At 69.1% G+C, this 23457-nt stretch carries 26 protein-coding genes; 9 read left to right on the top strand and 17 right to left on the bottom strand.

Translation table 11 applies throughout. From position 1 onward, the window contains the following. The first annotated feature begins 156 nt into the window (after positions 1-156). Both ACNR9W_RS03035 and ACNR9W_RS03030 read left to right on the top strand, forming a co-directional pair. Positions 157-1764 (top strand): acyl-CoA dehydrogenase family protein, encoded by a 1608-nt coding sequence (locus ACNR9W_RS03035; protein ID WP_419270491.1) that lies wholly within the window; start codon positions 157-159, stop codon positions 1762-1764. A gap of 76 nt (positions 1765-1840) precedes the next feature. Further along, complete coding sequence (locus ACNR9W_RS03030) at positions 1841-2299, top strand: META domain-containing protein (protein ID WP_419270492.1); 459 nt, start codon at positions 1841-1843, stop codon at positions 2297-2299. A 34-nt stretch (positions 2300-2333) separates the two neighbouring features. Here the strand turns inward: ACNR9W_RS03030 and recO are convergent, their stop codons facing one another. From recO to ACNR9W_RS02975, 11 genes are all read right to left on the bottom strand, one after another. Further along, on the bottom strand, positions 2334-3077 hold the full coding sequence (gene recO / locus ACNR9W_RS03025; protein WP_458478610.1) for a DNA repair protein RecO: 744 nt from the start codon (positions 3075-3077) through the stop codon (positions 2334-2336). Positions 3078-3133: 56 nt separating this feature from the next. After that, entirely contained in the window at positions 3134-4069 is a 936-nt protein-coding gene (gene rarD / locus ACNR9W_RS03020) for an EamA family transporter RarD (RefSeq protein ID WP_419270512.1), read from the bottom strand. A 39-nt stretch (positions 4070-4108) separates the two neighbouring features. Beyond that, on the bottom strand, positions 4109-4444 hold the full coding sequence (locus ACNR9W_RS03015) for a DUF1491 family protein (RefSeq protein ID WP_419270514.1): 336 nt from the start codon (positions 4442-4444) through the stop codon (positions 4109-4111). Then, the gene (gene era / locus ACNR9W_RS03010; RefSeq protein WP_419271641.1) at positions 4441-5382 is read right to left on the bottom strand and encodes a GTPase Era; all 942 of its coding nucleotides are present in this window, start codon (positions 5380-5382) and stop codon (positions 4441-4443) included. Before era ends, ACNR9W_RS03015 begins: the two co-directional genes overlap by 4 nt. Further along, the gene (rnc, locus tag ACNR9W_RS03005) at positions 5379-6038 is read right to left on the bottom strand and encodes a ribonuclease III (protein ID WP_419271644.1); all 660 of its coding nucleotides are present in this window, start codon (positions 6036-6038) and stop codon (positions 5379-5381) included. Before rnc ends, era begins: the two co-directional genes overlap by 4 nt. 26 nt (positions 6039-6064) lie before the next feature. Next, positions 6065-6856, bottom strand: coding sequence for a signal peptidase I (gene lepB, locus ACNR9W_RS03000; protein ID WP_419271639.1), 792 nt, complete (start codon positions 6854-6856; stop codon positions 6065-6067). A 74-nt stretch (positions 6857-6930) separates the two neighbouring features. After that, a complete protein-coding gene (gene acpS, locus ACNR9W_RS02995) occupies positions 6931-7341 on the bottom strand; it encodes a holo-ACP synthase (RefSeq protein ID WP_419271637.1) in 411 nt (136 codons plus the stop codon). Positions 7342-7377: 36 nt separating this feature from the next. Further along, a complete protein-coding gene (locus ACNR9W_RS02990) occupies positions 7378-8112 on the bottom strand; it encodes a pyridoxine 5'-phosphate synthase (RefSeq protein WP_419271636.1) in 735 nt (244 codons plus the stop codon). Between the two features lie 28 nt (positions 8113-8140). Further along, on the bottom strand, positions 8141-8977 hold the full coding sequence (locus ACNR9W_RS02985) for a 4-(cytidine 5'-diphospho)-2-C-methyl-D-erythritol kinase (protein WP_419271635.1): 837 nt from the start codon (positions 8975-8977) through the stop codon (positions 8141-8143). Then, the gene (locus ACNR9W_RS02980) at positions 8974-10818 is read right to left on the bottom strand and encodes a tetratricopeptide repeat protein (protein WP_419271634.1); all 1845 of its coding nucleotides are present in this window, start codon (positions 10816-10818) and stop codon (positions 8974-8976) included. Before ACNR9W_RS02980 ends, ACNR9W_RS02985 begins: the two co-directional genes overlap by 4 nt. An 88-nt stretch (positions 10819-10906) precedes the next feature. After that, positions 10907-12562: an electron transfer flavoprotein-ubiquinone oxidoreductase gene (locus ACNR9W_RS02975; protein ID WP_419271642.1), complete on the bottom strand. Its 1656-nt coding sequence runs from the start codon at positions 12560-12562 to the stop codon at positions 10907-10909. 254 nt (positions 12563-12816) lie between these two features. Here ACNR9W_RS02975 and greA point away from each other — a divergent pair, with 254 nt between their 5' ends. Both greA and ACNR9W_RS02965 read left to right on the top strand, forming a co-directional pair. Continuing rightward, the gene (greA, locus tag ACNR9W_RS02970) at positions 12817-13287 is read left to right on the top strand and encodes a transcription elongation factor GreA (RefSeq protein ID WP_419269114.1); all 471 of its coding nucleotides are present in this window, start codon (positions 12817-12819) and stop codon (positions 13285-13287) included. After that, positions 13284-14237: a hypothetical protein gene (locus tag ACNR9W_RS02965; protein WP_419269115.1), complete on the top strand. Its 954-nt coding sequence runs from the start codon at positions 13284-13286 to the stop codon at positions 14235-14237. Before greA ends, ACNR9W_RS02965 begins: the two co-directional genes overlap by 4 nt. Here ACNR9W_RS02965 and ACNR9W_RS02960 read toward each other — a convergent pair. Then, complete coding sequence (locus ACNR9W_RS02960) at positions 14234-14713, bottom strand: GNAT family N-acetyltransferase (protein WP_419269116.1); 480 nt, start codon at positions 14711-14713, stop codon at positions 14234-14236. The genes ACNR9W_RS02965 and ACNR9W_RS02960 overlap by 4 nt on opposite strands. 70 nt (positions 14714-14783) lie before the next feature. On the opposite strand from ACNR9W_RS02960, the gene ACNR9W_RS02955 reads away from it, so the two are divergent. Together ACNR9W_RS02955 and ACNR9W_RS02950 are read left to right on the top strand one after the other, a co-directional pair. Then, on the top strand, positions 14784-15560 hold the full coding sequence (locus ACNR9W_RS02955) for an AzlC family ABC transporter permease (RefSeq protein ID WP_419269117.1): 777 nt from the start codon (positions 14784-14786) through the stop codon (positions 15558-15560). 2 nt (positions 15561-15562) lie between these two features. Beyond that, positions 15563-15892 (top strand): AzlD domain-containing protein, encoded by a 330-nt coding sequence (locus ACNR9W_RS02950; protein WP_419269407.1) that lies wholly within the window; start codon positions 15563-15565, stop codon positions 15890-15892. On the opposite strand, the gene ACNR9W_RS02945 is transcribed toward ACNR9W_RS02950, so the two are convergent. The 4 genes from ACNR9W_RS02945 to ACNR9W_RS02930 are packed head-to-tail and all read right to left on the bottom strand — an operon-like array spanning position 15877 to position 19445. After that, positions 15877-16503 carry a hypothetical protein gene (locus ACNR9W_RS02945; protein WP_419269118.1) on the bottom strand — a complete coding sequence of 209 codons (627 nt, stop codon included), beginning with the start codon at positions 16501-16503 and terminating at the stop codon, positions 15877-15879. The two genes, ACNR9W_RS02950 and ACNR9W_RS02945, sit on opposite strands and share 16 nt — an antisense overlap. 16 nt (positions 16504-16519) lie before the next feature. Further along, a complete protein-coding gene (locus ACNR9W_RS02940) occupies positions 16520-16672 on the bottom strand; it encodes an aa3-type cytochrome c oxidase subunit IV (protein WP_419269119.1) in 153 nt (50 codons plus the stop codon). A 53-nt stretch (positions 16673-16725) separates the two neighbouring features. Next, positions 16726-17751, bottom strand: a complete 1026-nt coding sequence (locus ACNR9W_RS02935) for an MBL fold metallo-hydrolase (protein WP_419269120.1) — start codon at positions 17749-17751, stop codon at positions 16726-16728. Then, complete coding sequence (locus ACNR9W_RS02930) at positions 17748-19445, bottom strand: acyl-CoA dehydrogenase (RefSeq protein ID WP_419269121.1); 1698 nt, start codon at positions 19443-19445, stop codon at positions 17748-17750. Before ACNR9W_RS02930 ends, ACNR9W_RS02935 begins: the two co-directional genes overlap by 4 nt. Positions 19446-19555: 110 nt before the next feature. Between ACNR9W_RS02930 and ACNR9W_RS02925 the strand changes: the two genes are divergently transcribed. Then, positions 19556-20506, top strand: coding sequence for an L-threonylcarbamoyladenylate synthase (locus ACNR9W_RS02925; RefSeq protein ID WP_419269122.1), 951 nt, complete (start codon positions 19556-19558; stop codon positions 20504-20506). Between the two features lie 6 nt (positions 20507-20512). Here the strand turns inward: ACNR9W_RS02925 and ACNR9W_RS02920 are convergent, their stop codons facing one another. Next, the gene (locus tag ACNR9W_RS02920; protein ID WP_419269123.1) at positions 20513-21940 is read right to left on the bottom strand and encodes a Glu/Leu/Phe/Val family dehydrogenase; all 1428 of its coding nucleotides are present in this window, start codon (positions 21938-21940) and stop codon (positions 20513-20515) included. Between the two features lie 322 nt (positions 21941-22262). On the opposite strand from ACNR9W_RS02920, the gene ACNR9W_RS02915 reads away from it, so the two are divergent. Both ACNR9W_RS02915 and ACNR9W_RS02910 read left to right on the top strand, forming a co-directional pair. Beyond that, on the top strand, positions 22263-22811 hold the full coding sequence (locus ACNR9W_RS02915) for a TetR/AcrR family transcriptional regulator (RefSeq protein WP_419269124.1): 549 nt from the start codon (positions 22263-22265) through the stop codon (positions 22809-22811). 132 nt (positions 22812-22943) lie between these two features. Beyond that, positions 22944-23453: a hypothetical protein gene (locus ACNR9W_RS02910; protein ID WP_419269125.1), complete on the top strand. Its 510-nt coding sequence runs from the start codon at positions 22944-22946 to the stop codon at positions 23451-23453. The last annotated feature ends 4 nt before the right edge of the window (positions 23454-23457 follow it).

Here is a 23457-nt window from a genome sequence, read left to right as displayed (position 1 = left end):
AAAGGAAAAGGCCGCTTGTTTTCCGGGATCTGCGAACGGCCGGCGGCACCGACTGGTGCGACACATTAGATCGTGGACATTGCCTGACGCGCATAAATGTTGCGCTGCACCTGCGAAGGGGTTACCCATGCTGCAATGCCGCGAAAGGACGAATCGATGAAAGATATGCAGAACCGGACCGAAACCGTCCTGTCGGAACTCGAAGACCTGCTGGCCCGCGCGACAGACACGCTGCGCGCGCAGGTGTCGGTGCAGGGCCGCTTGGACGCCGAGGCGCTGGAGCTGCATCAGCACGGCGCCCATGCGCTGTCCTGGCTGGCCACCTATGTCGAGGCGCTCAAGCAGCTGCACGCCTGGTCGGCCCGCGTCGATGGTCCGATCGAGGCGCTGATCACGCGGATCGGCTTTGGCGAATACCTGACGCAGATCGCCGGCGGCATCCCGATGAGCCAGACCGAATTCGCGCGCCTGTCGGATCTGGGCGTCAGCTGGGAGCCGTCCGAACCCGCGCGGGCCCTGATGGCCGGCAACACGCCCGAGGCGCGGGCCGAACTGGCGCAGCTGATCGCCGACAACCGCGGTGCGGCGACCTTTGGCGCCTCGGGTCTGGACGAGGACCTGGAGATGATCCGCGACCAGTTCCGCCGCTGGACCGAGGACAAGGTCACGCCCCATGCCCATGGCTGGCACCTGAAGGACGAGCTGATCCCGATGGAGATCATCGAGGAACTGGCCGAACTGGGCGTCTTCGGCCTGACCATCCCCGAGGAGTTCGGGGGCCTGGGCATGTCCAAGGCGGCGATGGTCGTCGTCTCCGAGGAGCTGTCGCGGGGCTATATCGGCGTGGGCAGCCTTGGCACCCGCAGCGAGATCGCGGCCGAGCTGATCATCTGCGGCGGCACGGACGACCAGAAGGCCCATTGGCTGCCGAAGCTGGCCAGCGGAGAGATCCTGCCCACGGCCGTCTTTACCGAGCCCAACACCGGCAGCGACCTGGGGTCCCTGCGGACGCGGGCGGTGAAGGAGGGCGAGGATTGGGTCGTCACCGGCAACAAGACCTGGATCACCCATGCCGCGCGCACCCATGTGATGACGCTGCTGGCCCGGACCGAGCCCGACACCACCGATTACCGCGGCTTGTCGATGTTCCTGGCCGAAAAGACCCCCGGCACGGACGACGCCCCCTTCCCCACCCCGGGCATGACCGGCGGCGAGATCGACGTCCTGGGCTATCGCGGCATGAAGGAATACGAGCTGGGCTTTGACGGCTTCCGCGTGGCGGGGGCGAACCTTCTGGGCGGGGTGACTGGCCAAGGCTTCAAGCAGCTGATGCAGACTTTCGAATCGGCCCGCATCCAGACCGCCGCCCGTGCCATCGGCGTGGCGCAGAACGCGCTGGAGCTGGGGCTGCAATACGCGCTGGACCGCAAGCAGTTCGGCAAGCCGCTGATCGCCTTTCCCCGTGTCGCTGACAAATTGGCGATGATGGCTGTCGAAATCATGATCGCGCGACAGCTGACTTATTTCAGCGCGTGGGAAAAAGATCACGGTCACCGCTGCGACCTGGAGGCGGGGATGGCCAAGCTGCTGGGCGCGCGCATCGCCTGGTCCAGCGCCGACAATGCCCTGCAAATCCACGGGGGCAACGGTTTCGCGCTGGAATACCAGATCAGCCGCGTGCTGTGCGACGCCCGGATTCTGAACATTTTCGAGGGCGCGGCCGAGATTCAGGCGCAGGTGATCGCGCGGCGTCTTTTGGGATAAGGGGGCGATAGGCTGGATTACGCCGATGAATGGGGGTATTCCACGCCAGTTTCGCATTTCCTCCCAGGAGTCTGCCATGCCCTCCATGTTCCGCCCCGCCGCTGGCCTTGCCTGCGCCGCGACCCTGCTTCTTGCCGCCTGCGCCTCTGAACCGGCAGGCGATCCGATGGGCGGGATTCCGGCGAACGATTATGTGCTGGTCGGCATCGGCAACGGCACGGTGCCGCTGCGCAACATCACCCTGACCACCCGCCCCGAGGGCATCTCGGGCCGCGGCCCCTGCAACGGTTACGCCGCCCGCAACACGGTGCCGCTGCCGGCGATCGCCTTTGAACCGCTGCAGACGACCGGCGTGACCGAATGCAAGGATCTGGCTGTCGAACAGCGGTTCTTCCAGGCGCTGCAGCAGGCGACCGAGATGGAATATTACGGCGGCGTCCTGCGCATCAAGGGCCCGACCTGGCTGATCTTTGAAAGCGGCCGTCCGGCCGACCAGGCGACCGACGCCCTGGCGGCGGCGCGCGGCAACCAGTAAGGCGACCGGCCCTGCGGGCTGACGTCCCGCGGGGTCACGGCAGGTCAGGGGTGCGACCCCGCCCCGCCTCCAGCCGCCGCACCAGCCGCGCGCGCGCGGCTGGCAGGTGGCGCCCGACCAGTTCGGCCGCCAGCCGATGTTCCAGAAAATGACCGGTGATCGCCAGACCCTCGGCCAGGTCCCGGCCGCGATTGTCCCCCGCGCCCCCCATCAGCGCCGGCAGCGGCAACAGACGGTCGGCCCATTCCCCGGCGCCTGCGCGGCTGACCGCGCGGCCCGAACGCGGGCTGACATAGGCCAGTCCCTCGCGCGCGCCGGTCACCGCGCAGGCGGAAAGGTCCAGCCCAAAGCCCATCTCGTCCAGAAGCGACATTTCCCATTGCAGGTAGAGGGGGGCCCAATCGCCGCCCCCCTCGATCAGGTCCAGAAGCGCCTCGGTCCGCGCGGCCAGCTGCGGATGCGGGTCGCGTTCCGGCAGGACGAACAGCAGCAGCGCGCAGATCGCGTTCAGCCCCGCCAGCGCGGTCGGATCGGTCATCAGCCCGCTGCGCAGGCGCAGCGGCTCGACGGCAAAGGTGCCCAGCTGGTCCGACTGCCGCGCCCGCCAGCGCAGGTCCAGCCGCGCCCCGGGCTGCAGCATCGCGCTGCGCCGTTGCGAGCTGCCGCCGGGCACGACCCCCGCATGGCGCCCGTGTTCCAGCGTCAGCACGTCGATGATGACCGCGGTTTCGCCATGAAGGCGGCGCCCGATCACCGTGCCCTCTGCCTGCCATTCCATCGCCGCCTCCGCCTCAGTCGCGGCCAGCTTGCGTCATCGGCGCAGGGGGTGCCAGATCATTGCGCGCGCCGGGCGGCCAGTTCGCGCCGGTCACGCCGGCGCTGGCCCGCCTGACGCAGCAGGGTGACCGAATAGATGGCCAATGCCGCCCAGATCATCGGAAAGGCGATCAGCCGGGCGCCGTCGAAGGGTTCCCCGAACAGCAGCACCGCACAAAGGAAGATCATCGTGGGCGCGATATATTGCAGGATGCCGATCGTCGACAGGCGGATCAGCTTGGCGCCGTTGGCATAGAACAGCAGCGGGATCGCCGTGACGGGTCCGCAGCCCAGCAGCAGCAGCGTGTCCATGCTGTCGCCGCCGAAATGCGCCTGGCCCTGGGCGGCCTGCCAGATCAAGAAGGCGACGGCGAAGGGCGTCAGCAGCAGCACCTCCAGCGTGAAGCCCTGGTTGGGGCCCAGGGGAAGGCTTTTCTTGCAATAGGCGTAGAACCCCCAGGACAGGGTCAGCCCGATGGCGACCAGCGGCAGGCTGCCCGCCTGCACGGTCAGGATCACCACGGCCGCCGCGGCCAGCGCGATGGCCGCGAACTGGCCGCGCGACAGCCGTTCCCCCAGCAGGGTGGCGCCCAGAAAGACGCTGAACAGCGGGTTGATGTAATAGCCAAGCGCCGCGTCCAGTGCGTGGTCGTTCGCGATGGACCAGACATAGATCAGCCAGTTGACGGAAATCAGCATCGCGGTCAGCGCGGCCATGGCCAGCAGGCGGGGCTGGCGCAGGGCCTGGCGCACCTCGGCGGCGCGGCCCTGCCAGATCAGCACGGCGGCGGCGATGGGCAGCGACCAGAGGACGCGATGGGCGATGACCTCGGCCGGCGGAACATGGGCCAGCGCCTTCATGAAGATCGGCAGGAAGCCCCAGAGCCCATAGGCCGCGATGGCATAAAGAAGCCCTTTGGGCGAATCGGTCTGGGGGGCGGCGGGGCTGCTCATGGAGGCTGCATATTCTGCAAGCAGCGCCCGCGCCAGAGGTCAGAACAGCCCGTCCTGGTCCAGCAGCGTGCGGCCGTCGCGGCTTTCGATCTCCAGGACCCACAGGTCGGGATCGCGGGCGCGCTGCCGGGCGATGGCGGCGTCCACCTGCGGCTCGGGCCCGTCCTCGACCGCGACCCAGGGGCGGGTGTCGGTATCAAAGTCCCATTCGCGCATCCACAGCTGCGCCGAGCCGTCCAGCCGCGCGCATTTGACGGCCACCGCCCCGGCCGTGTCGTCACCCCGCGCGATGACATAAGCGGGAATGCCCGCCTGCCCCAGCCGTGCCAGATAGGCCGCCACCCAAAGGGAGGCGGCCAGCCGCGGCTGGCTCATGTCCGCCCGGCGTCGCCGTCGCGGAAGTTCAGGCCCATCTCGTCATAGCGCTCGGCCTCGTCCTGCCAGTTCTCGCGCACGCGGACCTGCAGGAATAGGTGAACCGTGCGGCCCATGAAGGCCTCCAGCTCCAGCCGCGCGGCCTGGCCCACGGCCTTAATCGTCTCGCCGCCCTTACCCAGCACGATGCCCTTGTGGCCCTGGCGGGCGACATAGACGACCTGCTCGACCCGCGCGCTGCCGTCCTTCTTTTCCTCCCAGCCCTCGGTCTCGACCGTCAGCTGATAGGGGATCTCCTCGTGCAGGCGCAGGGTCAGCTTTTCGCGGGTGATCTCGGCGGCGATCATGCGCATGGGCAGGTCGGCGATCTGGTCCTCGGGGTAAAGCCAGGGGCTTTCCGGCAACGACCGGCCCAGCCAGTCGCGCAGCTGCGGGCAGCCATAGCCCTTCTCGGCCGAGATCATGAAGGTCTGGGCAAAAGGATAGGCCTCGTTCATCTGCTTGGAGAGCGCCAGCAGCGTCTCAGACTTGACGCGGTCGATCTTGTTGATGACCAAGGCCACGGGCGTGCCCTGCCCCAGCTGCATCAGCTGGTCCAAGATCGCCTGCGTGCCCTCGGTCAGGCCGCGATGCGCCTCGATCAGCAGCAGCACCAGGTCCGCGTCCGACGCCCCGCCCCAGGCCGCGGCGACCATGCTGCGGTCCAGCCGCCGGCGCGGCCGGAAGATGCCCGGCGTGTCCACAAAGACGATCTGCGCCGGCCCGTGCATCGCGATGCCGCGGATGCGCGCGCGGGTGGTCTGGACCTTGTGGGTCACGATCGACACCTTGGCGCCGACCATCTGGTTCAGCAGCGTCGACTTGCCGGCATTGGGTTCGCCGATCAGGGCGACAAAGCCCGCACGGGTGGGCGGGGTGTCGGGGGTCTCTTCGGTCATGTCTGTCCTTCCAGCCGGTCCAGCAGCACCTGCGCGGCGGCCTGTTCGATGCTGCGCTTGGTGCCGGAGCCCTTGGCCTGGGCCTCGCTTCCGTCTTCCAGCCGCACGGTGATCAGGAAGACCGGCGCATGGTCGGGGCCGCTGCGCTCGGTCTGCTCGTAATGGGGGGGCGGCATGCCATGGGCCTGCGCCCATTCCTGCAGGGCCGTCTTGGCGTCGCGGCTGTCCTTTTCCACCCGGTCCAGCCGCGGCGTCCAGTGGCGCAGCACGACCGCCCGCGCGGCGTCGAAGCCCGCGTCCAGGTAGACCGCCGCCAGCACGGCCTCCATCGCATCGGCCAGCAGCGCCTCTTTCCGGCGGCCGCCCGACAGCATCTCGGAGCGGCCCAGCTTCAGCACCTCGCCCAGGCCGATGTCGCGGGCGATGGCGGCGCAGGTCTCGCCGCGCACCAGCGCATTGTAGCGCGGCGCCAGCTGGCCCTCGGTCGCGGCCTCGTCGGCAAAGAACAGCGCCTCGGCCATCACCAAGCCCAGCACGCGGTCGCCCAGGAATTCCAGCCGCTGGTTGTCGGGGCGCGTGACACTGGCGATCGAGCCGTGGGTCAGCGCGCGCACCAGCAGCTCGGGGCGCGCGAAGTCGTGCCCCAGACGGGCCATGAAGGCACGGATGTCGGCGCCCGGGGTCACTCCACCGCCTTGAAGAAGCGATCGGCCCGCCAGGTCCAGAAATAGAGCAGCGACCGCCCTGCCGACGAGAACATGATCCGGTCGGCGCGACCGATCAGGAATTCGGCCGGGACAAAGCCCAGGCCGCCGATCTCGGCCGGAAAGCGGCTGTCCTCGGAATTGTCGCGGTTGTCGCCCATGAAGAAGTACTGGCCCTCGGGGACGGTGAAGGTTGGCGTGTCATCGGCGACCCAGCCATCGACGATGTTCAGCACGTCATGGCTGCGCCCGCCGGGCAGGGTCTCGGTGGCACGTTCCTTGACGCAGTCGCCGCCCTGCGGGACCGGGTCGTTCACGCAGCGCGGGATCAGGCCCTGCGGACCCTGCTGGTCCTTGACCTCGATGAAATCGCCGGCGTCGGTCACCGGGACCTCCTCGCCGTTCAGCCACAGACGGCCGCCGCGCATCTGGATCGTGTCCCCCGGCAGGCCGATCACGCGCTTGATGAAGTCGACGTCACGGGTCGGGTGGCGGAAGACCACGACATCGCCGCGCTCGGGCGCGCTCTCCAGGATCCGTCCCGAGATCGGGCAGAGCGAGAAGGGGCAGCTATGCGCCGAATAGCCGTAGGCCATCTTGTTGACGAAGAGGAAGTCCCCGATCAGCAGCGTGTCCTTCATGCTGCCCGAAGGGATCCAGAAGGGCTGGAAGAACAGCGTGCGGAAGATGCCCGCGATGACCAGCGCCCAGAAGACGGTCTTGACCGTTTCCCAGATGCCGTCCTTTTTCTGGATCGAGCTGTCCGCCATGATGTCCGTCTTTCTTCATCGCTGCCTGCGGCTGGTCCGCATCGCGCGTTCATGGTCCCCGGCAGGGGAAAAAGTCAAGCTTCCGGCAGGCCCGGTCTCGCCTCGATCACCACGAAGGCCTGCGCCCAGGGGTGATCGTCGGTCAGCGTCACATGGACGACCGCATGATGCCCCGGCGGCGTCATCCCCGCCAGCCGGTCCCGCGCCCAGCCCGTCAGCGCCATGACCGGCTGCCCCGAGGGCAGGTTCGACACCGCCATGTCCCGCCAGCTGATGCCCATGGCCAGCCCCGTGCCAAGCGCCTTGGAACAGGCCTCCTTGGCGGCCCACCGCTTGGCCAGGGTCCCGGCCTCGTCCGCGCGACGGGCGGCCTTGGCCAGTTCGGTGTCGGTGAAGACCCGGTGCCGGAAGCGGTCGCCGAAGCGGTCCAGCGTGGACCGGATGCGGTCGATATTCGCAAGGTCGCTGCCGATGCCGAGGATCATGGTCTGCGGGCCGTCATGAGGGTCCGATCGTCCGGTTCAGGCACGGGCATCCGCCATGCGGCGGTGCATTTCGCGAATGGCGGCCTCCAGCCCGATGAAGACGGATTCGGCGATCAGAAAATGGCCGATGTTCAGTTCGGCCAGCTGCGGGATGGCGGCGATGGGTCCGACCGTGTCGAAGGTCAGGCCGTGGCCGGCATGAACCTCCAGCCCCAGGCTGTGGGCCAGCTCCGCCCCCTCGCGCAGCGCCGCCAGTTCGGCGTCGCGTTCGGCATGGCGCCCTTCGGTGTCCAGGTCGCAATAGGCGCCGGTATGCAGCTCGACCACGGCGGCGCCGATGCGGGCCGCGGCGCGGATCTGCTCCTCCTCGTGGCCGATGAACAGCGACACGCGGCAGCCAACCTCGCGCAGGGGGGCGATGAACGCGCCCAGCATGTTGTCGTTGCCGGCGACGTCCAGGCCGCCCTCGGTCGTGCGCTCCTCGCGCTTTTCGGGGACGATGCAGACGGCATGGGGGCGATGGCGCAGCGCGATGGCCTGCATCTCGGCCGTGGCGGCCATTTCCAGGTTCAGGGGCAGCGTCAGGTGCGCCATCAGCGCGTCGATGTCGGCATCGCTGATATGGCGGCGATCCTCGCGCAGATGCGCAGTGATGCCATGGGCCCCCGCCTGTTCGGCCAACTGCGCGGCACGCAACGGGTCAGGCCAGGGGGAGCCCCGGGCGTTCCGGATGGTGGCGACGTGGTCGATATTGACGCCAAGGCGCAGCATGGGATCCTCCGCTGAAATCGCGGGCAGTCTAGCGACCTGCCGGGGCGGGCGCCAGTTCGGTCGGAACCGCCCACCAGCCGTTGCGCGCAAGCGCCGCAGCCGCCGCACGGGCGGCGCCCGGATTATCGAAGATGCCAAAGCAGGTGGCCCCCGACCCCGACATGCGCGCCAGGCCCGCCCCCTGCGACCGAAGCGCCTCCAGCACGGTCTCGATGACGGGCGCGGCCGCGAGGGCGGGGGGCTGCAGGTCGTTGCGGGTGCCCGCCAGCCAGCCGATCAGGGCGCCCGCATCCGCGAAGGCCGGGATTGCCGGCAGCGGCGGGTTCTCGCGGCAGGTCAACCCGGCAAAGATGCGCGGGGTGGCGACCGCAATGCCAGGATTGACCAGCACCAGGTGCAGCGGCGGCAGCGGCGGCAGCGGGGTCACGATCTCTCCGACGCCCCGCATCCGCGCCGGGCGTGAGGCCAGGCAGACCGGCACGTCGGCGCCCAGCTGTTCGGGCGCCGCTGGCAGGTCATGGCCCATCCGCGCAAGACCGCGCAGGACCGCCGCCGCATCGGCCGACCCGCCGCCGATCCCAGAGGCGACGGGCAGGTTCTTGACCAGCCGGATGGCCGCCTGCCCGCCCACCAGCCGGGCGGCCCGCAGGCAGAGGTTGTCCTGATCCGACAGGCCCGCCGCGAAAGGGCCGTCAATGCGCAGGGACAGGGGCCCGGGCGACAGCTGCACCACATCGCCCATATCCGCAAAGCAGACCAGCGAATCCAGCAGGTGATAGCCGTCGGCGCGCCGCCCCGTGACATGCAGCGCAAGGTTCAGCTTGGCGGGCGCGGCCTCGGTCAGCGCCGGGTCTGGGGCGGTCATTCGGTGGCGTCGGCCTCGGTCTGGCGCAAGGGGGCATCCGGGCCGTCCGCGCCCTCTTCGGCCAGAACCGCATCCAGGCCGCGATCCAGCTTGGCACGGATGCGGTCGGGATCGACCTCGCCCGACTGCCCCGGCTGCAGCGACAGGGCGCGGCGCCACTGGATCTCGGCCTCGCGGGTGCGGCCGACCATCCAGTAGATGTCGCCCAGGTGGTCGTTGACCAGCGGGTCCGAGGCCATGGTGGCGATCGACTGCTCCATCGGCGCCACCGCCTCCTCGTAGCGGCCAAGCCGGAAATAGGCCCAGGCCAGGCTGTCCAGGATATAGCCGTCGCCGGGCGACAGCTCGACCGCGCGCTGGATCATCTCCAGCGCCCGGTCCAGGTTTCTGTTCCGGTCGATCCAGGAATAGCCCAGGTAGTTCAGCAGGCTGGCCTGGTCCGGTCGGATCTCCAGCGCGGCCAGAAGGTCCTCCTCGGCGCGGTCGAACTCGCCCGCCCGCTCCAGCGAGATCCCGCGGGCATAAAGCGCGAACCAGCGCGCCTGGGGCGGCGCGTCCTTCAGCAGGGCCAGCGCCTTGTCATAGCTGGGCACGGCGGCGCCGAACTTCTCCTGCTGGCGCAGCACGTCCCCAAGCGCGACCCAGGCCTGCGGCAGCTGAGGATAGGCGGCGGTCAGGGCCAGCGCGGCCTTTTCGGCCTCGTCCCGGCGATCGGCGCGCGACAGGGCGTCGATGCGGCTCAGCTCCGCCACGGGGCGCATCTGGTCCATGCGGCGCACGGCCTCGAACTCGGTCTCGGCCAGGTCGAACTGCTGGCGGTCCTGCAGAAGCTGGGCGACCATCAGCCGCGCCTCGGGGTTCTCGGGTGAAATCCAGGCCGCCAGGCGCGCGTGGATCAATGACAGCGGCTCGGGATCCGGGCTGGTGGCCAGGGCCGAGGCGAAGGACAGCAGCAGATGCGCGATCCCGTCGGCGGGGCCCGCGATCACCTGGAAGGGCACCGGCTGGCGGTCGCGCAGGCGCTGGCGCAGGGCCATCAGCTGCGGCTCGGCATCGATGCCCTCGACCTTGTCCAGAAGGGCCAGCGCCTCGTCCCGCCGCTCCAGCTGGCTCAGGATCTGCACGCGGGAGATCAGGCCCAGCAGGTGGCCGCCCGCCTCAGACTTCTGCATCAGGCTGTCGGCGGTCTCGTAATCCCCGACCAGGGCCCGGGCCAGCGCCAGGTGATAGTTCACGATCGGCGCCAGGCTTTCATCGGCGGCCATGCCCTCGAAGGCGGCCAGCGCATCCGAGGCGCGCCCCGCCCCCAGCAGCGCCCATCCCCGCATCGTGCCGTCAAGCAGGTCCTCCTCCAGCGGCATGTCAGGGCTGCGGTCGGTCTCGATCAGCTGCAGCAGGCCCGTCCAGTCGCCGGCGCGGACCAGCTGCGCGCGGCGCAGCAGGCCGGCCAGTTCGGTTCCCTCATCGGCCAGGATCATCCGCTCGGCCATGGTCACGGCACGCTCGACCTCGCCGGCCGAGGCCAGGGCGACCAGTGCGCTGTCCTGCAGATAGACGTCGCCGGGATCATGGGCCGAGGCCTGCACGAAATAGCGCGCGGCGGCGCGAAAGTCGTTTTCGACAGTGGCCATGCGGGCGGCCAGATAGGGGCCGGCCAGGCCCCGCGTCAGCGGCGCCGGCTCCTGCGGTGCAGCCTCCTGCGATGCAGGCTCCGCCGCCGGCACGGGCCGCGGGTCCGGACGGTCATCGTCCTGCGCCCAAGAAGGCGTCGTGGTGCCGCCCAGCAGAAGGGCAAGAAGCGCCAGTCGCGCAAGGGCCGGGCGGGTCTGGGTCAGGATCACTGCGGGCCTTCCGGAAATCACGTTTTCGTTGCCCGCAGCCTATACCCCTGCCTTGCCCGCCTGCAACGCCTGCGGCTTTTCGCTTCCATCACATGTTCGGGTAGTTCGGTCCGTCCCCGCCCTGGGGGGTGGTCCAGACGATGTTCTGGCTGGGGTCCTTGATGTCGCAGGTCTTGCAGTGGACGCAGTTCTGGAAGTTGATGACAAAGCGCGGGCCGGCCTCGTCCTGGACGACCTCGTAGACGCCGGCCGGGCAATAGCGCTGCGCGGGCTCGGCATATTCGGGCAGGTTCACCGCGATGGGGACCGACGGGTCGCGCAGCTTCAGGTGGCAGGGCTGGCTTTCCTCGTGGTTGGTGAAGGAGAAGGCCACGTTCGTCAGCCGGTCGAAGGACAGCACGCCGTCGGGGCGCGGATAGTCGATCGGCTTGTGGTCGGCCGCCTTGCCGGTGGCGGCGGCGTCGGACTTGCCGTGGCTCCAGGTGCCCATCGGGTTCCAGCCGGTCAGGTTCGCCACCCACATGTCGAAGCCGCCCAGCATCAGGCTGGCGGTCAGGCCCAGCTTGGACCACATCGGCTTGACGTTCCTGACCCGCTTGAGGTCCTGGCCGATCTCGCCCCCGCGGACGGCCACGTCGTAGTCGGCCAGCCGGTCGCCCTCGCGCCCGGCATGGATCGCGGCGGCGGCGGCATCGGCGGCAGCAATGCCCGACAGCATCGCGTTGTGGTTGCCCTTGATGCGCGGCAGGTTGACCATGCCGGCGGAACATCCCAGCAGCAGCCCGCCCTCGAACGACATCTGCGGCAGCGACTGGAAGCCGCCCTCGCTGATGGCGCGGGCGCCATAGCTGATGCGCTTGCCGCCCTCCAAGAGGTCCGCCACCATCGGGTGGTGCTTGAAGCGCTGGAACTCCATGTAGGGATACAGATGCGGGTTCTTGTAGTTCAGGTGGACGACGAAGCCGACCAGCACCTGGTTGTTCTCGAGGTGATAGATGAAGCTGCCGCCGCCCGCGTTCTTGCCCAGGGGCCAGCCCATCGTGTGCACGACGCGGCCCTTCTGGAACTTCTCGGGGCGGACCTCCCAGATCTCCTTCATGCCCAGGCCGAACTTCTGCGCATCCGATCCCGCGGTCAGGTTCAGCCGCTCGTTGATCTGCTTGGCCAGGCTCCCGCGCACGCCCTCGGCGATGAAGACATACTTGCCCAAGAGCTCCATCCCCGGCTCGTAGCCGTCGCCGATGGAGCCGTCGGGATTGCGGCCGAATTCGCCGGCGACGACGCCCGCGACCCGATTGCCGTTCCAGACGACCTGGCTGGCGGCCATGCCGGGGAAGATCTCGACGCCGAGCGCCTCGGCCTGCTCTGCCATCCAGCGGCAGACATTGCCCATGGAGACGATGTAGTTGCCGTGGTTCGACATCAGGGGCGGCATCGGCCAGTTCGGCACCCGCACCTGGCCCGCCTCGCCCAGGACGTAGAAGTTGTCGTCGGTGACCTCGGTGGTCAGCGGCGCGCCCTTCTCCTTCCAGTCGGGGATCAGCCGGGTCAGCCCGCAGGGGTCCAGGACCGCCCCCGACAGGATATGCGCCCCGACCTCCGAGCCCTTCTCCAGCACCACGACCGACAGTTCGGGGTCGATCTGCTTCAGCCGGATCGCCGCCGACAGACCGCTCGGACCCGCCCCCACGATCACGACGTCATACTCCATCGACTCGCGCTCGATCCCGCTCTCCTCGATCATCCGATGGTCCCCCTGTGGCAAATTGGCTGGGCACAGCCTGTAACCTGCCAGGCATGGCGGGGCAATCGTGACGCGGCGAAGGATAGGGCGAAAGATGCTGCAATGCCGCAGAGCCGCCGATGCAGGCTTGCAATGCGGCGGAAATTGGGGTCACGATGCCGGCCGACAAGGTGCCACGCCCCTGCCATTCGAATGGCAGGGGCGTTGCCTTAGCACTTGGATGGCAACCGCATCCCACGAAGGACAGGGCAGCGATGGAAAAGATACCGATGACCCGCAGGGGCTATCAGGCGCTGGAACGAGAGCTGGGCGAGCTGAAATCGAAGGAACGCCCCGCCATCATCCGGGCCATTGCCGAGGCGCGCGAACATGGCGACCTGTCCGAGAATGCCGAATACCATGCCGCGCGCGAAAAGCAGGGCTTCATCGAGGGCCGCATCAAGGAACTGGAAGGGCTGCTGTCGCGGGCCGAGCAGTTCGACCCGTCCAAGCTGTCCGGCAGCATCAAGTTCGGCGCGACCGTCGTGCTGATCGACGAGGACACCGAGGAGGAGCGCACCTACCAGATCGTGGGCGAGGCCGAGGCCGATATCGAGCGCGGCCTTCTGAACATCCGGTCCCCTCTGGCGCGCGCATTGATCGGCAAGGACGAGGGCGACAGCGTCGACGTCACCACGCCCGGCGGTCTGCGCAGCTACGAGATCATCACGATCCGGTACGAGTGACCCGCATGTCCCTGATCGCCCGCATTTCCAGCCTGTCGAACCGCGACCGCATCACCACCGTCGGCCTGGCACTGACCGGCGTCTGGCTGTTCCTTGTCGCGCTGTTCTGGCTGCTGGGTCCCGACGACGAAAGCGGCCCGGGCGGCGTGTCGCGCCTGGTCGCGACCACCGGCGTGGTCCTGCCCCTCGTGCTGATCTGGCTGGCGGTGTCGCTGGCCCGCGCCATCGCCGTGCTGCGTGCCGAGGCCGAGGACCTGCGCCACCGGCTGAGCGAGCTGCGCCGCGCGTTGCAGACCGGAGAGGCCCCCGACGATGAGGCCCATCCCGAGCCGCATCCGGTCACCGTCCGGGTGTCCGAGCCGCGGCCCGAGCCTGCCGCCGCGCATCCCGCCACGGCGCTGCGCGCGGCCGCGCCCAAGCTGCGCCCCGCCACCGACCATCGCCCGGCCGCGCCGCGCCCCCATGAGGGCAACGGCCCCTCGGTCGACGAAGGCACGCTGATCCGCGCGCTGAACTTTCCCGACGGCCCCGACGATCACGAGGCGATCGAGGCGCTGCGCGAGGCGCTGAAGGACCCGACCCATTCACGCGTGCTGCGCTCCGCGCAGGACGTGGTCACGCTGATGGCCGGGCGCGACCTCTACATGGATGACCTGCCGCCCGACCCGGTGCGCCCCGATGTCTGGCGCCGCTTTGCGGCCGGCGAGCGTGGCAGCGCAGTCGCGGCCCTGGGCGCCGTCCATGACGACGACGCGATGGACATCGCCGCCGCCATGCTGCGCGAGGACGAGATCTTCCGCGATACGGCGCACCACTTCCTGCGGCATTTCGACGGACTGATCGGCCGTGTCGTGCCGCAGCTGGACGACCTGCAGATCGCGGTCCTGGCCGACAGCCGTTCGGCCCGCGCCTTCATGCTGCTGGGCCGCGTTTCGGGCGTCTTCGGCTAGGCCGCGTCCCGGCGCAGCACATGGACCTGCCCCCACCAGGGCAGGCCATAGCGGCCCTGCCCCTCCTCGGCAAATCCCAGGCTGCCATAGAAGGCCAGCGCGCCACCATTGCGCTGGCGCACCTCGGCGCGCAGGCCGGGGCGGGCGCGGCGGGCCGCAAGGCGCAGCGCCTCGGCCACCAGGGCGCGGCCGATCCCCTGCCGCGGCGTGGCCACAGCCAGCCCGTCGATCACCAGATCGCCCGTCGCGGGCGCCGGCCGGAACAGCCAGCCCGGCGCCGCAAGGTCGCGTGCGGCCAGCCCGCCCGAGGCGTCGCGCAGCCCCATCACCCCCAGCAGGCGCCCGTCCCGGCCGATGGCCACCACCCCCTGACAGGGCCGCAGCCCGGCGGGCCAGCCCAGCATTCCGAAATGGGCGCGCCACAGCGCCGTGGCCCGCGGCAGCGCCGCATCGGGGATCGGGTGCAGGATCTGCATGGGCCGGCCTTGCCTTGGATTGCGCGTCGTGCAAGCAAGGTGCCGCGAACCGCTGCAAGACGAAAGCACCATGTCACCCTCGCCCGCCCCCCAGCCCGCGGCCTGGCAAGCGCCCGCCGACGCGGCCTCCGAACGTGCCCTCGCCCGCTCGCCCCGCGCGGCGTTCCGGCATGGCATCGTCCAGTCGCTGCCCTTCCTGGTGGTGATCATCCCCTTCGCGATCCTGTTCGGGGTGGTGGCGACCGAGGCCGGGCTGGACATCGCGCAGGTCATGGGCTTTTCGATCCTGGTCCTGGCCGGGGCGTCGCAGTTCACCGCCGTGCAGCTGTTGTCGGACAATGCGCCCACGATCATCGTGATCCTGTCGGGCCTGGCCGTGAACCTGCGCATGGCCATGTATTCGGCCTCGCTTTTGCCCTGGCTGCGGGACGCGTCCGGCACGCAAAAGGCCTGGGTCGCCTATACGCTGATCGACCAGAGCTATGCGCTGTCGATCCAGCACTACGAACGCTACCCCCGCCTGTCGGTCCCGCAGCGCCTGGCCTATTTCGCCGGGACCGCGCTGGTCCTGTGCCTGCCCTGGATGGTCGCCACCTGGGTCGGCGCGACCGTGGGCCAGGCCATCCCCGAGGAGGTCGCGCTGGACTTCGCCATGCCGATCACCTTCCTGGCGATGATCGCGCCGATGCTGCGCACCACCGCGCATCTGGCCGCCTGCTTTGTGGCGATCGTCGCGGCACTGGTGCTGGCGGGGCTGCCGTCGGGACTGGGCCTGCTGATCGCGGCGCCCCTGGGCATGGCGACGGGCGCCCTGGTCGAGGCGCGCATGGAACGCCGGGGGGCATGAGGATGCAGGCAAGCGATCTTCAGATCTGGACGATCATCGTCGTGCTGGGCGTCGGCACCTACCTGATCCGCTGGTCGTTCCTGGGCGCGCTTGGCGACCGGGACCTGCCGGGATGGGTGCTGCGAATGCTGCGCTATACGCCCGTCGCGGTGCTGCCGGCGCTGGTCGCGCCGCTGGTCATGTGGCCGGCCGCGACCGGCGGCGATCCCGACCCCGCGCGCCTGGCCGCCGCCACGGCGACCGTGGCGGTGGGGGTCATGACCAGGAACGTGATGCTGGCCATTCTGGCCGGGGGCATCACGCTGTTCGGTCTGCTTTATCTTCTGTCGTAGCCCACGATCCGGCCGTCCTTCTGGCGCAGCAGGACGTCGTGGTTGTTGGCCGGGTCGCCGTCCATGTGCCGCTTGGACTGGACATTGGGCAGCGTCAGGAACCAGTTGCGCAGCCGCAGCGGCGAAAAGCCCCGCGGCACCCGCTCAAAGCCCGGCACCCCGGACAGGACGCTGGCCGATTCCACCGCGCAGAAGCTCTTGTTGCCGGCGCCGTTGGCCTCGGCCCGGCGGATGGCCAGGTCGGCCACCTCGCGGCTGACAGGGACGGTATCCTCGGCCACCCAATAGGTCGAGCGGGCGTGGTAGTCGATGTAGAAGTTCTTGAAGTTGTCGGTGATGCCATACAGCACGTCCCGGCGTTCCGGGATGCGGGGATGCTGCCAGCTGCCAGCGGGGTCATAGATCACCCGCTGGCTGCCGTTGAACATCAGCGCGGAATGCCCGCCCTCGCCGCGCGGGATGCCGATCACCGTCAGCAGCGTGATCGACGGCGGCTCGGGCGAGACGTAACGGGCCGCGCGGACCTGTTCATCGCTGGCCCAGACATTCTCGGCACCGCATGCCGAAAGGGCGACCGGCAGGCTGGCCGCCAGGAACACGCGTCTCTTCATGCCGAAAACCGCGCGATCAGGAATTGGTCAGGGCAAGAAAGACCAGGACCGCCAGCGACAGGCCGATCACCCAGACGGTCGCCCGCATGAAGCCCGCAAAGGTCTTCTTGTGGTCGGTCAGGTCCATCGTGCCCTGGGTGGCACCGGGTTTGTTGTCGAAATCGGCCATGGCTGCCCCTCGTGTTTGTGTCTGCCCCGCGATAGCCGAAAGCGGGCAGCCTGTCACGCCCCCCACAGCGCCGCACCCTGCCTTTCGCCGACCTGCCGGATCACGCCCGCGCGATGCAGGTGGTTCAGGTGGGCCACGGCCTCGACCAGGGCCAAACCGAACTCTCCCTCGCCGATGCGGCGGCGATAGAGGATGTCGAAACAGTCGACGGCGCTGCGCGGCGCCTCGGCCAGCGCCTCGGTCAGCCGGGCCAGCCCCGCGCGGTGGTTCTGGATCAGCTGCGTCAGCCGCAGGGGCAGGCCGGTAAAGGGCAGCTTGTGCCCCGGCAGGACCAGCTGGTCGTCGCGCGCCAGGTCCTGCAGCCGGATGCAGCTTTCCAGCCATTCCCCCACCGGATCGGCCTCCGGCTCGGTCGGATAGACGCCCAGGTTGGGCGAGATCGAGGGCAGCAGCTGGTCCCCCCCGATCACCAGGTTGTCGTCCAGCGACCACAGGGTGACATGGCAGGGCGCGTGGCCATGCCCCATCGCCACCCGCCAGCGGCGCTGGCCCAGGTCGATGACGTCGCCCTCAGACAGCCGGGTGAAGCCCAGGGGCAGCGGATGGACCACGTCGGCAAAGTTGAAGGGCCGTTCGGTCGCGCGCCGGTCCAGCAGATCGGCGGGCATCCCGGAGCGCCGCCAGAAGGCCAAGGCCTGCGGACTGGCGCGGTCCTGCACGTCCAAGACCAGCATCCGCGCCATCAGCCAGGCGGTACGGCTCATCATCAGCCGGGCGCCGTCCTGCTCCAGGAACCAGCCGGCCAGGCCGATATGGTCGGGATGATGATGCGTGCCGATGACCCGCCGCACCGGACGCCCCTGCAAGGGCCCGCTCAGCAGGGCCTCCCAGATGGCCCGCCCGCGCCGGCTGTCAAAGCCGGTATCGACGATCGACCAGCCGCCATCGCCGTCGTCCAGCGCATAGACATTGACATGGTCCAGCGCCATCGGCAGCGGCAGGCGCATCCACAGGACGCCGGGCGCGACCTCGGTGGCCGCGCCCTCCTCCGGGGGCAGGGCAAAGGGCGTGCGGATCACGCCGCGAAATCGCCGGCCAGCGCCTCGTCGCTGATCGCGGCCAGATCGTCCAGCCCGGCCTGCGCCTCGGCCAGATCGCCCGCAAAGCGCGGCAGGACCCGCGCCATGAAGACCCGCGCCATGGCCCGGTGCGGCTCTCCGCCCGCCAGGGCGGCGCGCAGGTGGTAATGTCCGCCCAAGACCCGCGCGAATGCGCTCAGATAGGCGACGGCGCCGGCAAAGCGCTGCGGCATGTCGCGCTCCAGCAGGGACAGGGTCGCCTCGCGCAGGGTCTCGGCCGCCTGCCAGACCTGATGCGCCAGGTCGGGATGCGCGGCCTGCGCGGCCTTGGCACCGTCCAGGACCTCGTCCAGCAGGCGCATCGCGGCCTCTCCGCCATCCGACAGCTTGCGCCCGACCAGGTCCATGGCCTGGATGCCGTTCGTGCCCTCGTAGATCGAGGTGATGCGCACGTCCCGCAGGTATTGGGCCGCACCCGTCTCCTCGACATAGCCCATGCCGCCATGCACCTGCACGCCCATGTCGGCCACGCGGATGCCGACATCGGTGCCATAGGCCTTGGCGATCGGCGTCAGCAGGGCCGCGCGGGCGGCCTGCTCGGCATCGCCGGTGGCGCGCGCCATGTCGATGGCCGTCGCGCAGGCCAGGCCGATGGCGCGGGCGGCAAAGACCTCGGCACGGCCGGTGGCCAGCATCCGGCGCACGTCGGGATGGCGGATGATGGCGCCCCCCTGGTCGCGATCACGGGCATAGGCCACGGCCTTTTGCAGTGCGGCCTCGGCCACGCCGACGCCCTGCATGCCGACGCCCAGGCGCGCGACGTTCATCATCGTGAACATCGCGGCCATGCCCCTGTTCTCCTCGCCCACCAGCCAGCCGGTGGCATCCTCATAGGACATCACGCAGGTCGGGCTGCCGTGGATGCCCAGCTTTTCCTCCAGACTGACGACCTTGAGGCTGTTGGCGACGCCCGGATTTCCCTGGTCGTCGGGGATCAGCTTGGGAACCATGAACAGGCTGATGCCGCGCGTTCCCCTGGGCGCGCCGGGCAGGCGCGCCAGCACCAGGTGGCACACGTTCGCCGTGACGTCGCTGTCGCCCCAGGTGATGTAGATCTTTTGCCCGCTGATCCGGTAGGTGCCGTCGCCCGCGGGTTCCGCCCGAGTGGTCAGCGCGCCCACGTCGCTGCCCGCGCCCGGCTCGGTCAGGTTCATCGTGCCCGACCATTCGCCGCTGATCAGCCGGGGCAGGTACAGCGCCTTCAGCTCGTCGCTGGCGTGATGCTCCAGCGCCTCGATCTGGCCCTGGGTCAGCAGCGGGTTCAGCTGCAACGCCAGGCAGGCCCCCGACATCATCTCGGCGACCGCCATGTTCAGCGCCTGCGGCAGGCCCATGCCCCCATGTTCGGGATCGGCCGAGACGCCCACCCAGCCCCCGTCGGCGATCGCGCGGAAACCCTCGGCGAAGCCGGGCGAGGACCGCAGGACGCCGTTCTCCAGCCGCGCCGGATGGCTGTCGCCGGCCATGTTCAGCGGCGCCAGCACGTTCGAGGCCATCTTGCCCGCTTCGGAGAGGATCGCGGTGGCCGTCTCGGCCGTCGCCTCGGCAAAACGCTCGGTCCGCGACAGTTCGCCAAAGGGCACGATATGGGTCAGGATGAAGTCGATCTGCTCGACCGGCGCCTTGTAGCTCATCGGGTCCTCCTCCAAGCGCCTTGGCATCCGGGCCGGGCGCGACTATCAGAACAACAGGCGGCATCTTGGGCCGCGTTCCTTTCAGGCTCAACCGAAACCCCGCGTCACGGATGAAGACCCTCCGCCTGTTCCCCGATGCCGACGGACTGGCCCGTGCCGCGGCCCTGCTGGCGCAGGGCGCCGCCGTGGCCATCCCGACCGAGACCGTCTACGGCTTGGCGGCCGACGCCCGGAACGGCGAGGCGGTGGCCCGCATCTATCAGGCGAAGGGCCGGCCCAGCTTCAATCCGCTGATCGTCCACGTTCCCGATCTGGCCGCGGCCGAGGCGATCGCCCGGTTCCCCGACCCCGCGCGCCTGCTGGCTGAACGGTTCTGGCCGGGACCGCTGACCCTGGTCCTGCCGCTGCGCGAGGATGCGGGCATCGCCTCGCTGGTGACGGCGGGGCTTGCCACCATCGGCCTGCGCGTGCCGGACCAGCCCACCGCCCGTGCGCTGATGCGCGCCTTGGGGCGACCGCTGGCCGCGCCTTCGGCCAATGCCTCCGGGCGGATCAGCCCGACCTCGGCCGACCATGTGCTGGACCCGGACGGTGGTCTCGACGGGCGCATCGCCGCAGTCCTGGACGACGGTCCCTGCCCGGTGGGCGTCGAATCGACCATCATCGGCTGGCCCGGCGGTCGCGCCACCCTGCTGCGCCCCGGCGGTCTGGCCGCCGAAACGATCGAGGCGGTTCTGGGTCAGCCCCTGGCGCGGCACGAGGGCGATCCGTCGGCGCCAAGCGCGCCGGGCCAGTTGACCAGCCACTATGCGCCCCGGTCGCATCTGCGCCTGAACGCCGCCACGCCCGAGGCGCACGAGACGCATCTGGACTTTGGCCGGCCCGGTCCCTTCAGCCTGTCCGACAGCGGCGACCTGGCGCAGGCGGCGGCGCGCCTTTTCGACTTGCTGCGCCGCGCCGATGCCTTGGGGCGGCCGATCTCGGTCGCGCCGATCCCCGACCGGGGGCTGGGCGCGGCGATCAACGACCGCCTGCGCCGCGCCGCCGCCCCCCGGCCCTGAGGACGCTCAGAGCCCCAGGGAGTTGTAGACGTTCGAGATGCGCCGGATCGCCACAACATAGGCGGCGGTGCGCATGTCGCCGACCTTCGGATTGCTCATCCAGACCTCCTTCATCTTCTTGAAGGATTCGCGCATCGTGTCATCCAGGCCGGACCGGACCAGATCCAGTTCGTCCGCGCCATGCAGGAAGGCCTCCTTGAAGCCGTGCGCCAGTTCGAAATTGGTGCCCGTATCCGCCGAGATCCGTTCCAGCTCCTCGACCAGCATCCGCGCCCGCGCCTCTTCGTGGCGGCGCTCCAGCCGGCCCAGGCTGATCTGCGACAGGTTCTTGACCCATTCGAAATAGGAGACCGTGACGCCGCCCGCGTTGGCATACATGTCGGGAATGATCACGATGCCCTTCTCGCGCAGGATCTCGTCGGCATCCGCGGTCACCGGGCCGTTGGCGGCCTCGATGATCAGCTTGCAGTTGATGCGGCCGGCGTTTTCCTCGTCGATGACGCTTTCGATCGCGGCGGGGACCAGGATGTCGCACTCATCCTCCAGCGCGCGCAGCCCGTCCTCCGAGAAGTCGCCGCCGACAAAGCCCCTGACCCCGCCCGTTGCGCGGATATGGCCGCGCAGCGCGTCGATGTTGATGCCCTGCGGGTTGCGGATGACACCGTCGCGCTCGATCACGCAGGTGACCAGCGCATGATCCTCGGCCGACAGGAACTGGGCTGCGTGATAGCCCACATTGCCCAGGCCCTGCACGACCACGCGCTTGCCCGCCAGCGTGCCCGACAGCCCGGCGCGCATCATCACGTCGTCATGGCGGAAGAATTCGCGCAGGGCGAACTGCACGCCCCGGCCGGTCGCCTCGACCCGGCCGTCGATGCCGCCCGCGGTGCGCGGCTTGCCGGTGACGCAGGCCTTGGCGTTGATGTCGTCGGGATGCAGCCGCTTGTAGGCATCGGCCATCCAGGCCATCTCGCGTTCGCCGGTGCCCATGTCGGGGGCGGGCACGTTCTGGGACGGAGAGATCAGGTTGCGGCGCGACAGCTCATAGGTGAAACGACGGGTGATCCGCTCCAGCTCGTCCTCGTTCCAGGCGCGCGGGTCGATGCGAAGGCCCCCCTTCGATCCGCCGAAGGGCACCTCGACCAGGGCGCATTTGAAGGTCATCAACGCCGCCAGCGCCTCGACCTCGTCCTGGTTCACGTCCAGCGAATAGCGGATGCCGCCCTTGACCGGCTCCATATGTTCCGAATGCACCGAGCGGTAGCCGGTGAAGGTGTGGATCTGGCCGCGCAGGCGCACCCCGAACCGGACCGTATAGGTCGAGTTGCAGACCCGGATCTTCTCCTCCAGCCCGGGCGACAGCTCCATCAGGCTGGCCGCATGGGTGAACATGCGCTCAACCGAGTCGCGGAACGAGGTCTTTCTGAGGGTCATTGCTGAAATCTCCTGATGCCAAGGCAGATGTCCGGGGTTCAGGCTAGGCCAAATGATGCCATTCCGCCACAGCCTGTTTTCTAGGCAGACTTGTTATCGCACTAAAAAGTAGCACGAAATTCTATTCCTTGGTCACTGCCAGCTTTCCGGCCCTTCAATCTTCTGAGAATCCTCGCAATACTTTGGAAACCCTCGGCCGTTCGGCGGACTTGTCAGGGAAGAAGTAGTAACGATGGATCTTGGGACAGGCATGAATGAGCATCCGGAAATCACCCGCGGCCGAAAGTTTGAACAGGTTCGCGACGGGGCTTCCGCAGTCTTCATGCGGGAGGGATATGCCGCGGCCAGTGTCGATGAGATCGCGCGTGCCGCCAATGTCTCCAAGGCCACCCTCTACAGCTATTTTCCCGACAAGCGGCTGATGTTCCAGGAGGTGCTGCGCGCGGCCTTGGACCAGGGCTTTCGCGAGGCGGTGGTTCAGGCCGATCATGCCGCGCCCCCGGCCACGGCGCTGCCCACGGTGCTGACCGCCCTTGCCGCCTGGCTGGTCTCCGAGCCGCAGCTGAGCCTGCATCGCATCGTCGTGGCCGAGGCCACGCGTTTCCCCGAGATCGCCGCCTCCTATGCGGGCGCGGTCCTGGAAAACGTCATCCGCCCACTGGCCGAACTGATCGAGATCTGGATCGCCCGGTCCGAGATCATGCCCCATGACGCAGGCCAGTCGGCACAGCAGCTGATGGCCCTGATCAGCGGCCAGCTGCAGCCCTGCGCGCTGCTGTCCGAACGCATTCCCGACAAGGCCCGGATCGCGCAGGTGGGCAGCTCGACCGCGATCCTGTTCCTCAATGCCTATGCCCGCCAGGCGGCCTGACCGGGCGCCGGCTGTGGCATTCCTGCGATGATGGAAACGTGATCCGCAGGGCGGCTTTTCAAGGCGTTGCGCAGAACCTATGCTGCCTCCAAAGGACAAGGTCCGAACAGGGCCGGCAGGGGTGAGACAGCGATGATCGGGACAAGTTGCGTTGCACGGGCCGGGCTTCTGGCCCTTTGCGGAATCGTGGCGGCGGGCTGCGCGTCATCGCCCAACCGCATGCCGCCGGCGGCGCCCCTGGACATGCCGATGGTCCCGACCGTCGCGCCGGTCACGGCCTATCCCGCGGCGCCGGGTTATGCCCCGGCGGGCGTCCCGGCCCCGGCCTATCCCATGCCCGCGCCCGCCTATGCGCCCAGCCCCTCTCCTGCCGTCCCCGCGCCCTTTCCCGTGGCTTTGGAACCCGCGCCGGTCGCCGCCAACGGCATCACCGGACTGGAGGAGCGCAAGCCCGACCTCTGCGGCGCCAGCAAGTTCGCCAGCGCCAAGGGCCAGCCCGGCAGCACCATCCCCGGCCTCGGCATCTCGAAGGCCTACCGGGTCGTCGAATATCGCGGGATCGAGCCGCAGGAATACAATCCCCAGCGGATCGTCTTCCGTCTTGACCCCGCCGGCATCATCACCAACATAGATTGCGGATAAAGCT

This window comes from Paracoccus sp. T5, assembly GCF_048538155.2.
Classification (GTDB): domain Bacteria; phylum Pseudomonadota; class Alphaproteobacteria; order Rhodobacterales; family Rhodobacteraceae; genus Paracoccus.
The sequence above is the reverse complement of the archived record's forward strand: the minus strand, read 5'-3'. Positions and strand labels throughout refer to the sequence as shown.

Coding starts and splice junctions, on each gene's coding strand:
- ACNR9W_RS03035 (WP_419270491.1), top strand. CDS start 157: ATGAAAGATATGCAGAACCGGACCGAAACCGTCCTGTCGGAACTCGAA.
- ACNR9W_RS03030 (WP_419270492.1), top strand. CDS start 1,841: ATGCCCTCCATGTTCCGCCCCGCCGCTGGCCTTGCCTGCGCCGCGACC.
- recO (WP_458478610.1), bottom strand. CDS start 3,077: ATGGAATGGCAGGCAGAGGGCACGGTGATCGGGCGCCGCCTTCATGGC.
- rarD (WP_419270512.1), bottom strand. CDS start 4,069: ATGAGCAGCCCCGCCGCCCCCCAGACCGATTCGCCCAAAGGGCTTCTT.
- ACNR9W_RS03015 (WP_419270514.1), bottom strand. CDS start 4,444: ATGAGCCAGCCGCGGCTGGCCGCCTCCCTTTGGGTGGCGGCCTATCTG.
- era (WP_419271641.1), bottom strand. CDS start 5,382: ATGACCGAAGAGACCCCCGACACCCCGCCCACCCGTGCGGGCTTTGTC.
- rnc (WP_419271644.1), bottom strand. CDS start 6,038: ATGGCCCGTCTGGGGCACGACTTCGCGCGCCCCGAGCTGCTGGTGCGC.
- lepB (WP_419271639.1), bottom strand. CDS start 6,856: ATGGCGGACAGCTCGATCCAGAAAAAGGACGGCATCTGGGAAACGGTC.
- acpS (WP_419271637.1), bottom strand. CDS start 7,341: ATGATCCTCGGCATCGGCAGCGACCTTGCGAATATCGACCGCATCCGG.
- ACNR9W_RS02990 (WP_419271636.1), bottom strand. CDS start 8,112: ATGCTGCGCCTTGGCGTCAATATCGACCACGTCGCCACCATCCGGAAC.
- ACNR9W_RS02985 (WP_419271635.1), bottom strand. CDS start 8,977: ATGACCGCCCCAGACCCGGCGCTGACCGAGGCCGCGCCCGCCAAGCTG.
- ACNR9W_RS02975 (WP_419271642.1), bottom strand. CDS start 12,562: ATGATCGAGGAGAGCGGGATCGAGCGCGAGTCGATGGAGTATGACGTC.
- greA (WP_419269114.1), top strand. CDS start 12,817: ATGGAAAAGATACCGATGACCCGCAGGGGCTATCAGGCGCTGGAACGA.
- ACNR9W_RS02960 (WP_419269116.1), bottom strand. CDS start 14,713: ATGCAGATCCTGCACCCGATCCCCGATGCGGCGCTGCCGCGGGCCACG.
- ACNR9W_RS02955 (WP_419269117.1), top strand. CDS start 14,784: ATGTCACCCTCGCCCGCCCCCCAGCCCGCGGCCTGGCAAGCGCCCGCC.
- ACNR9W_RS02950 (WP_419269407.1), top strand. CDS start 15,563: ATGCAGGCAAGCGATCTTCAGATCTGGACGATCATCGTCGTGCTGGGC.
- ACNR9W_RS02945 (WP_419269118.1), bottom strand. CDS start 16,503: ATGAAGAGACGCGTGTTCCTGGCGGCCAGCCTGCCGGTCGCCCTTTCG.
- ACNR9W_RS02940 (WP_419269119.1), bottom strand. CDS start 16,672: ATGGCCGATTTCGACAACAAACCCGGTGCCACCCAGGGCACGATGGAC.
- ACNR9W_RS02930 (WP_419269121.1), bottom strand. CDS start 19,445: ATGAGCTACAAGGCGCCGGTCGAGCAGATCGACTTCATCCTGACCCAT.
- ACNR9W_RS02925 (WP_419269122.1), top strand. CDS start 19,556: ATGAAGACCCTCCGCCTGTTCCCCGATGCCGACGGACTGGCCCGTGCC.
- ACNR9W_RS02920 (WP_419269123.1), bottom strand. CDS start 21,940: ATGACCCTCAGAAAGACCTCGTTCCGCGACTCGGTTGAGCGCATGTTC.
- ACNR9W_RS02915 (WP_419269124.1), top strand. CDS start 22,263: ATGCGGGAGGGATATGCCGCGGCCAGTGTCGATGAGATCGCGCGTGCC.
- ACNR9W_RS02910 (WP_419269125.1), top strand. CDS start 22,944: ATGATCGGGACAAGTTGCGTTGCACGGGCCGGGCTTCTGGCCCTTTGC.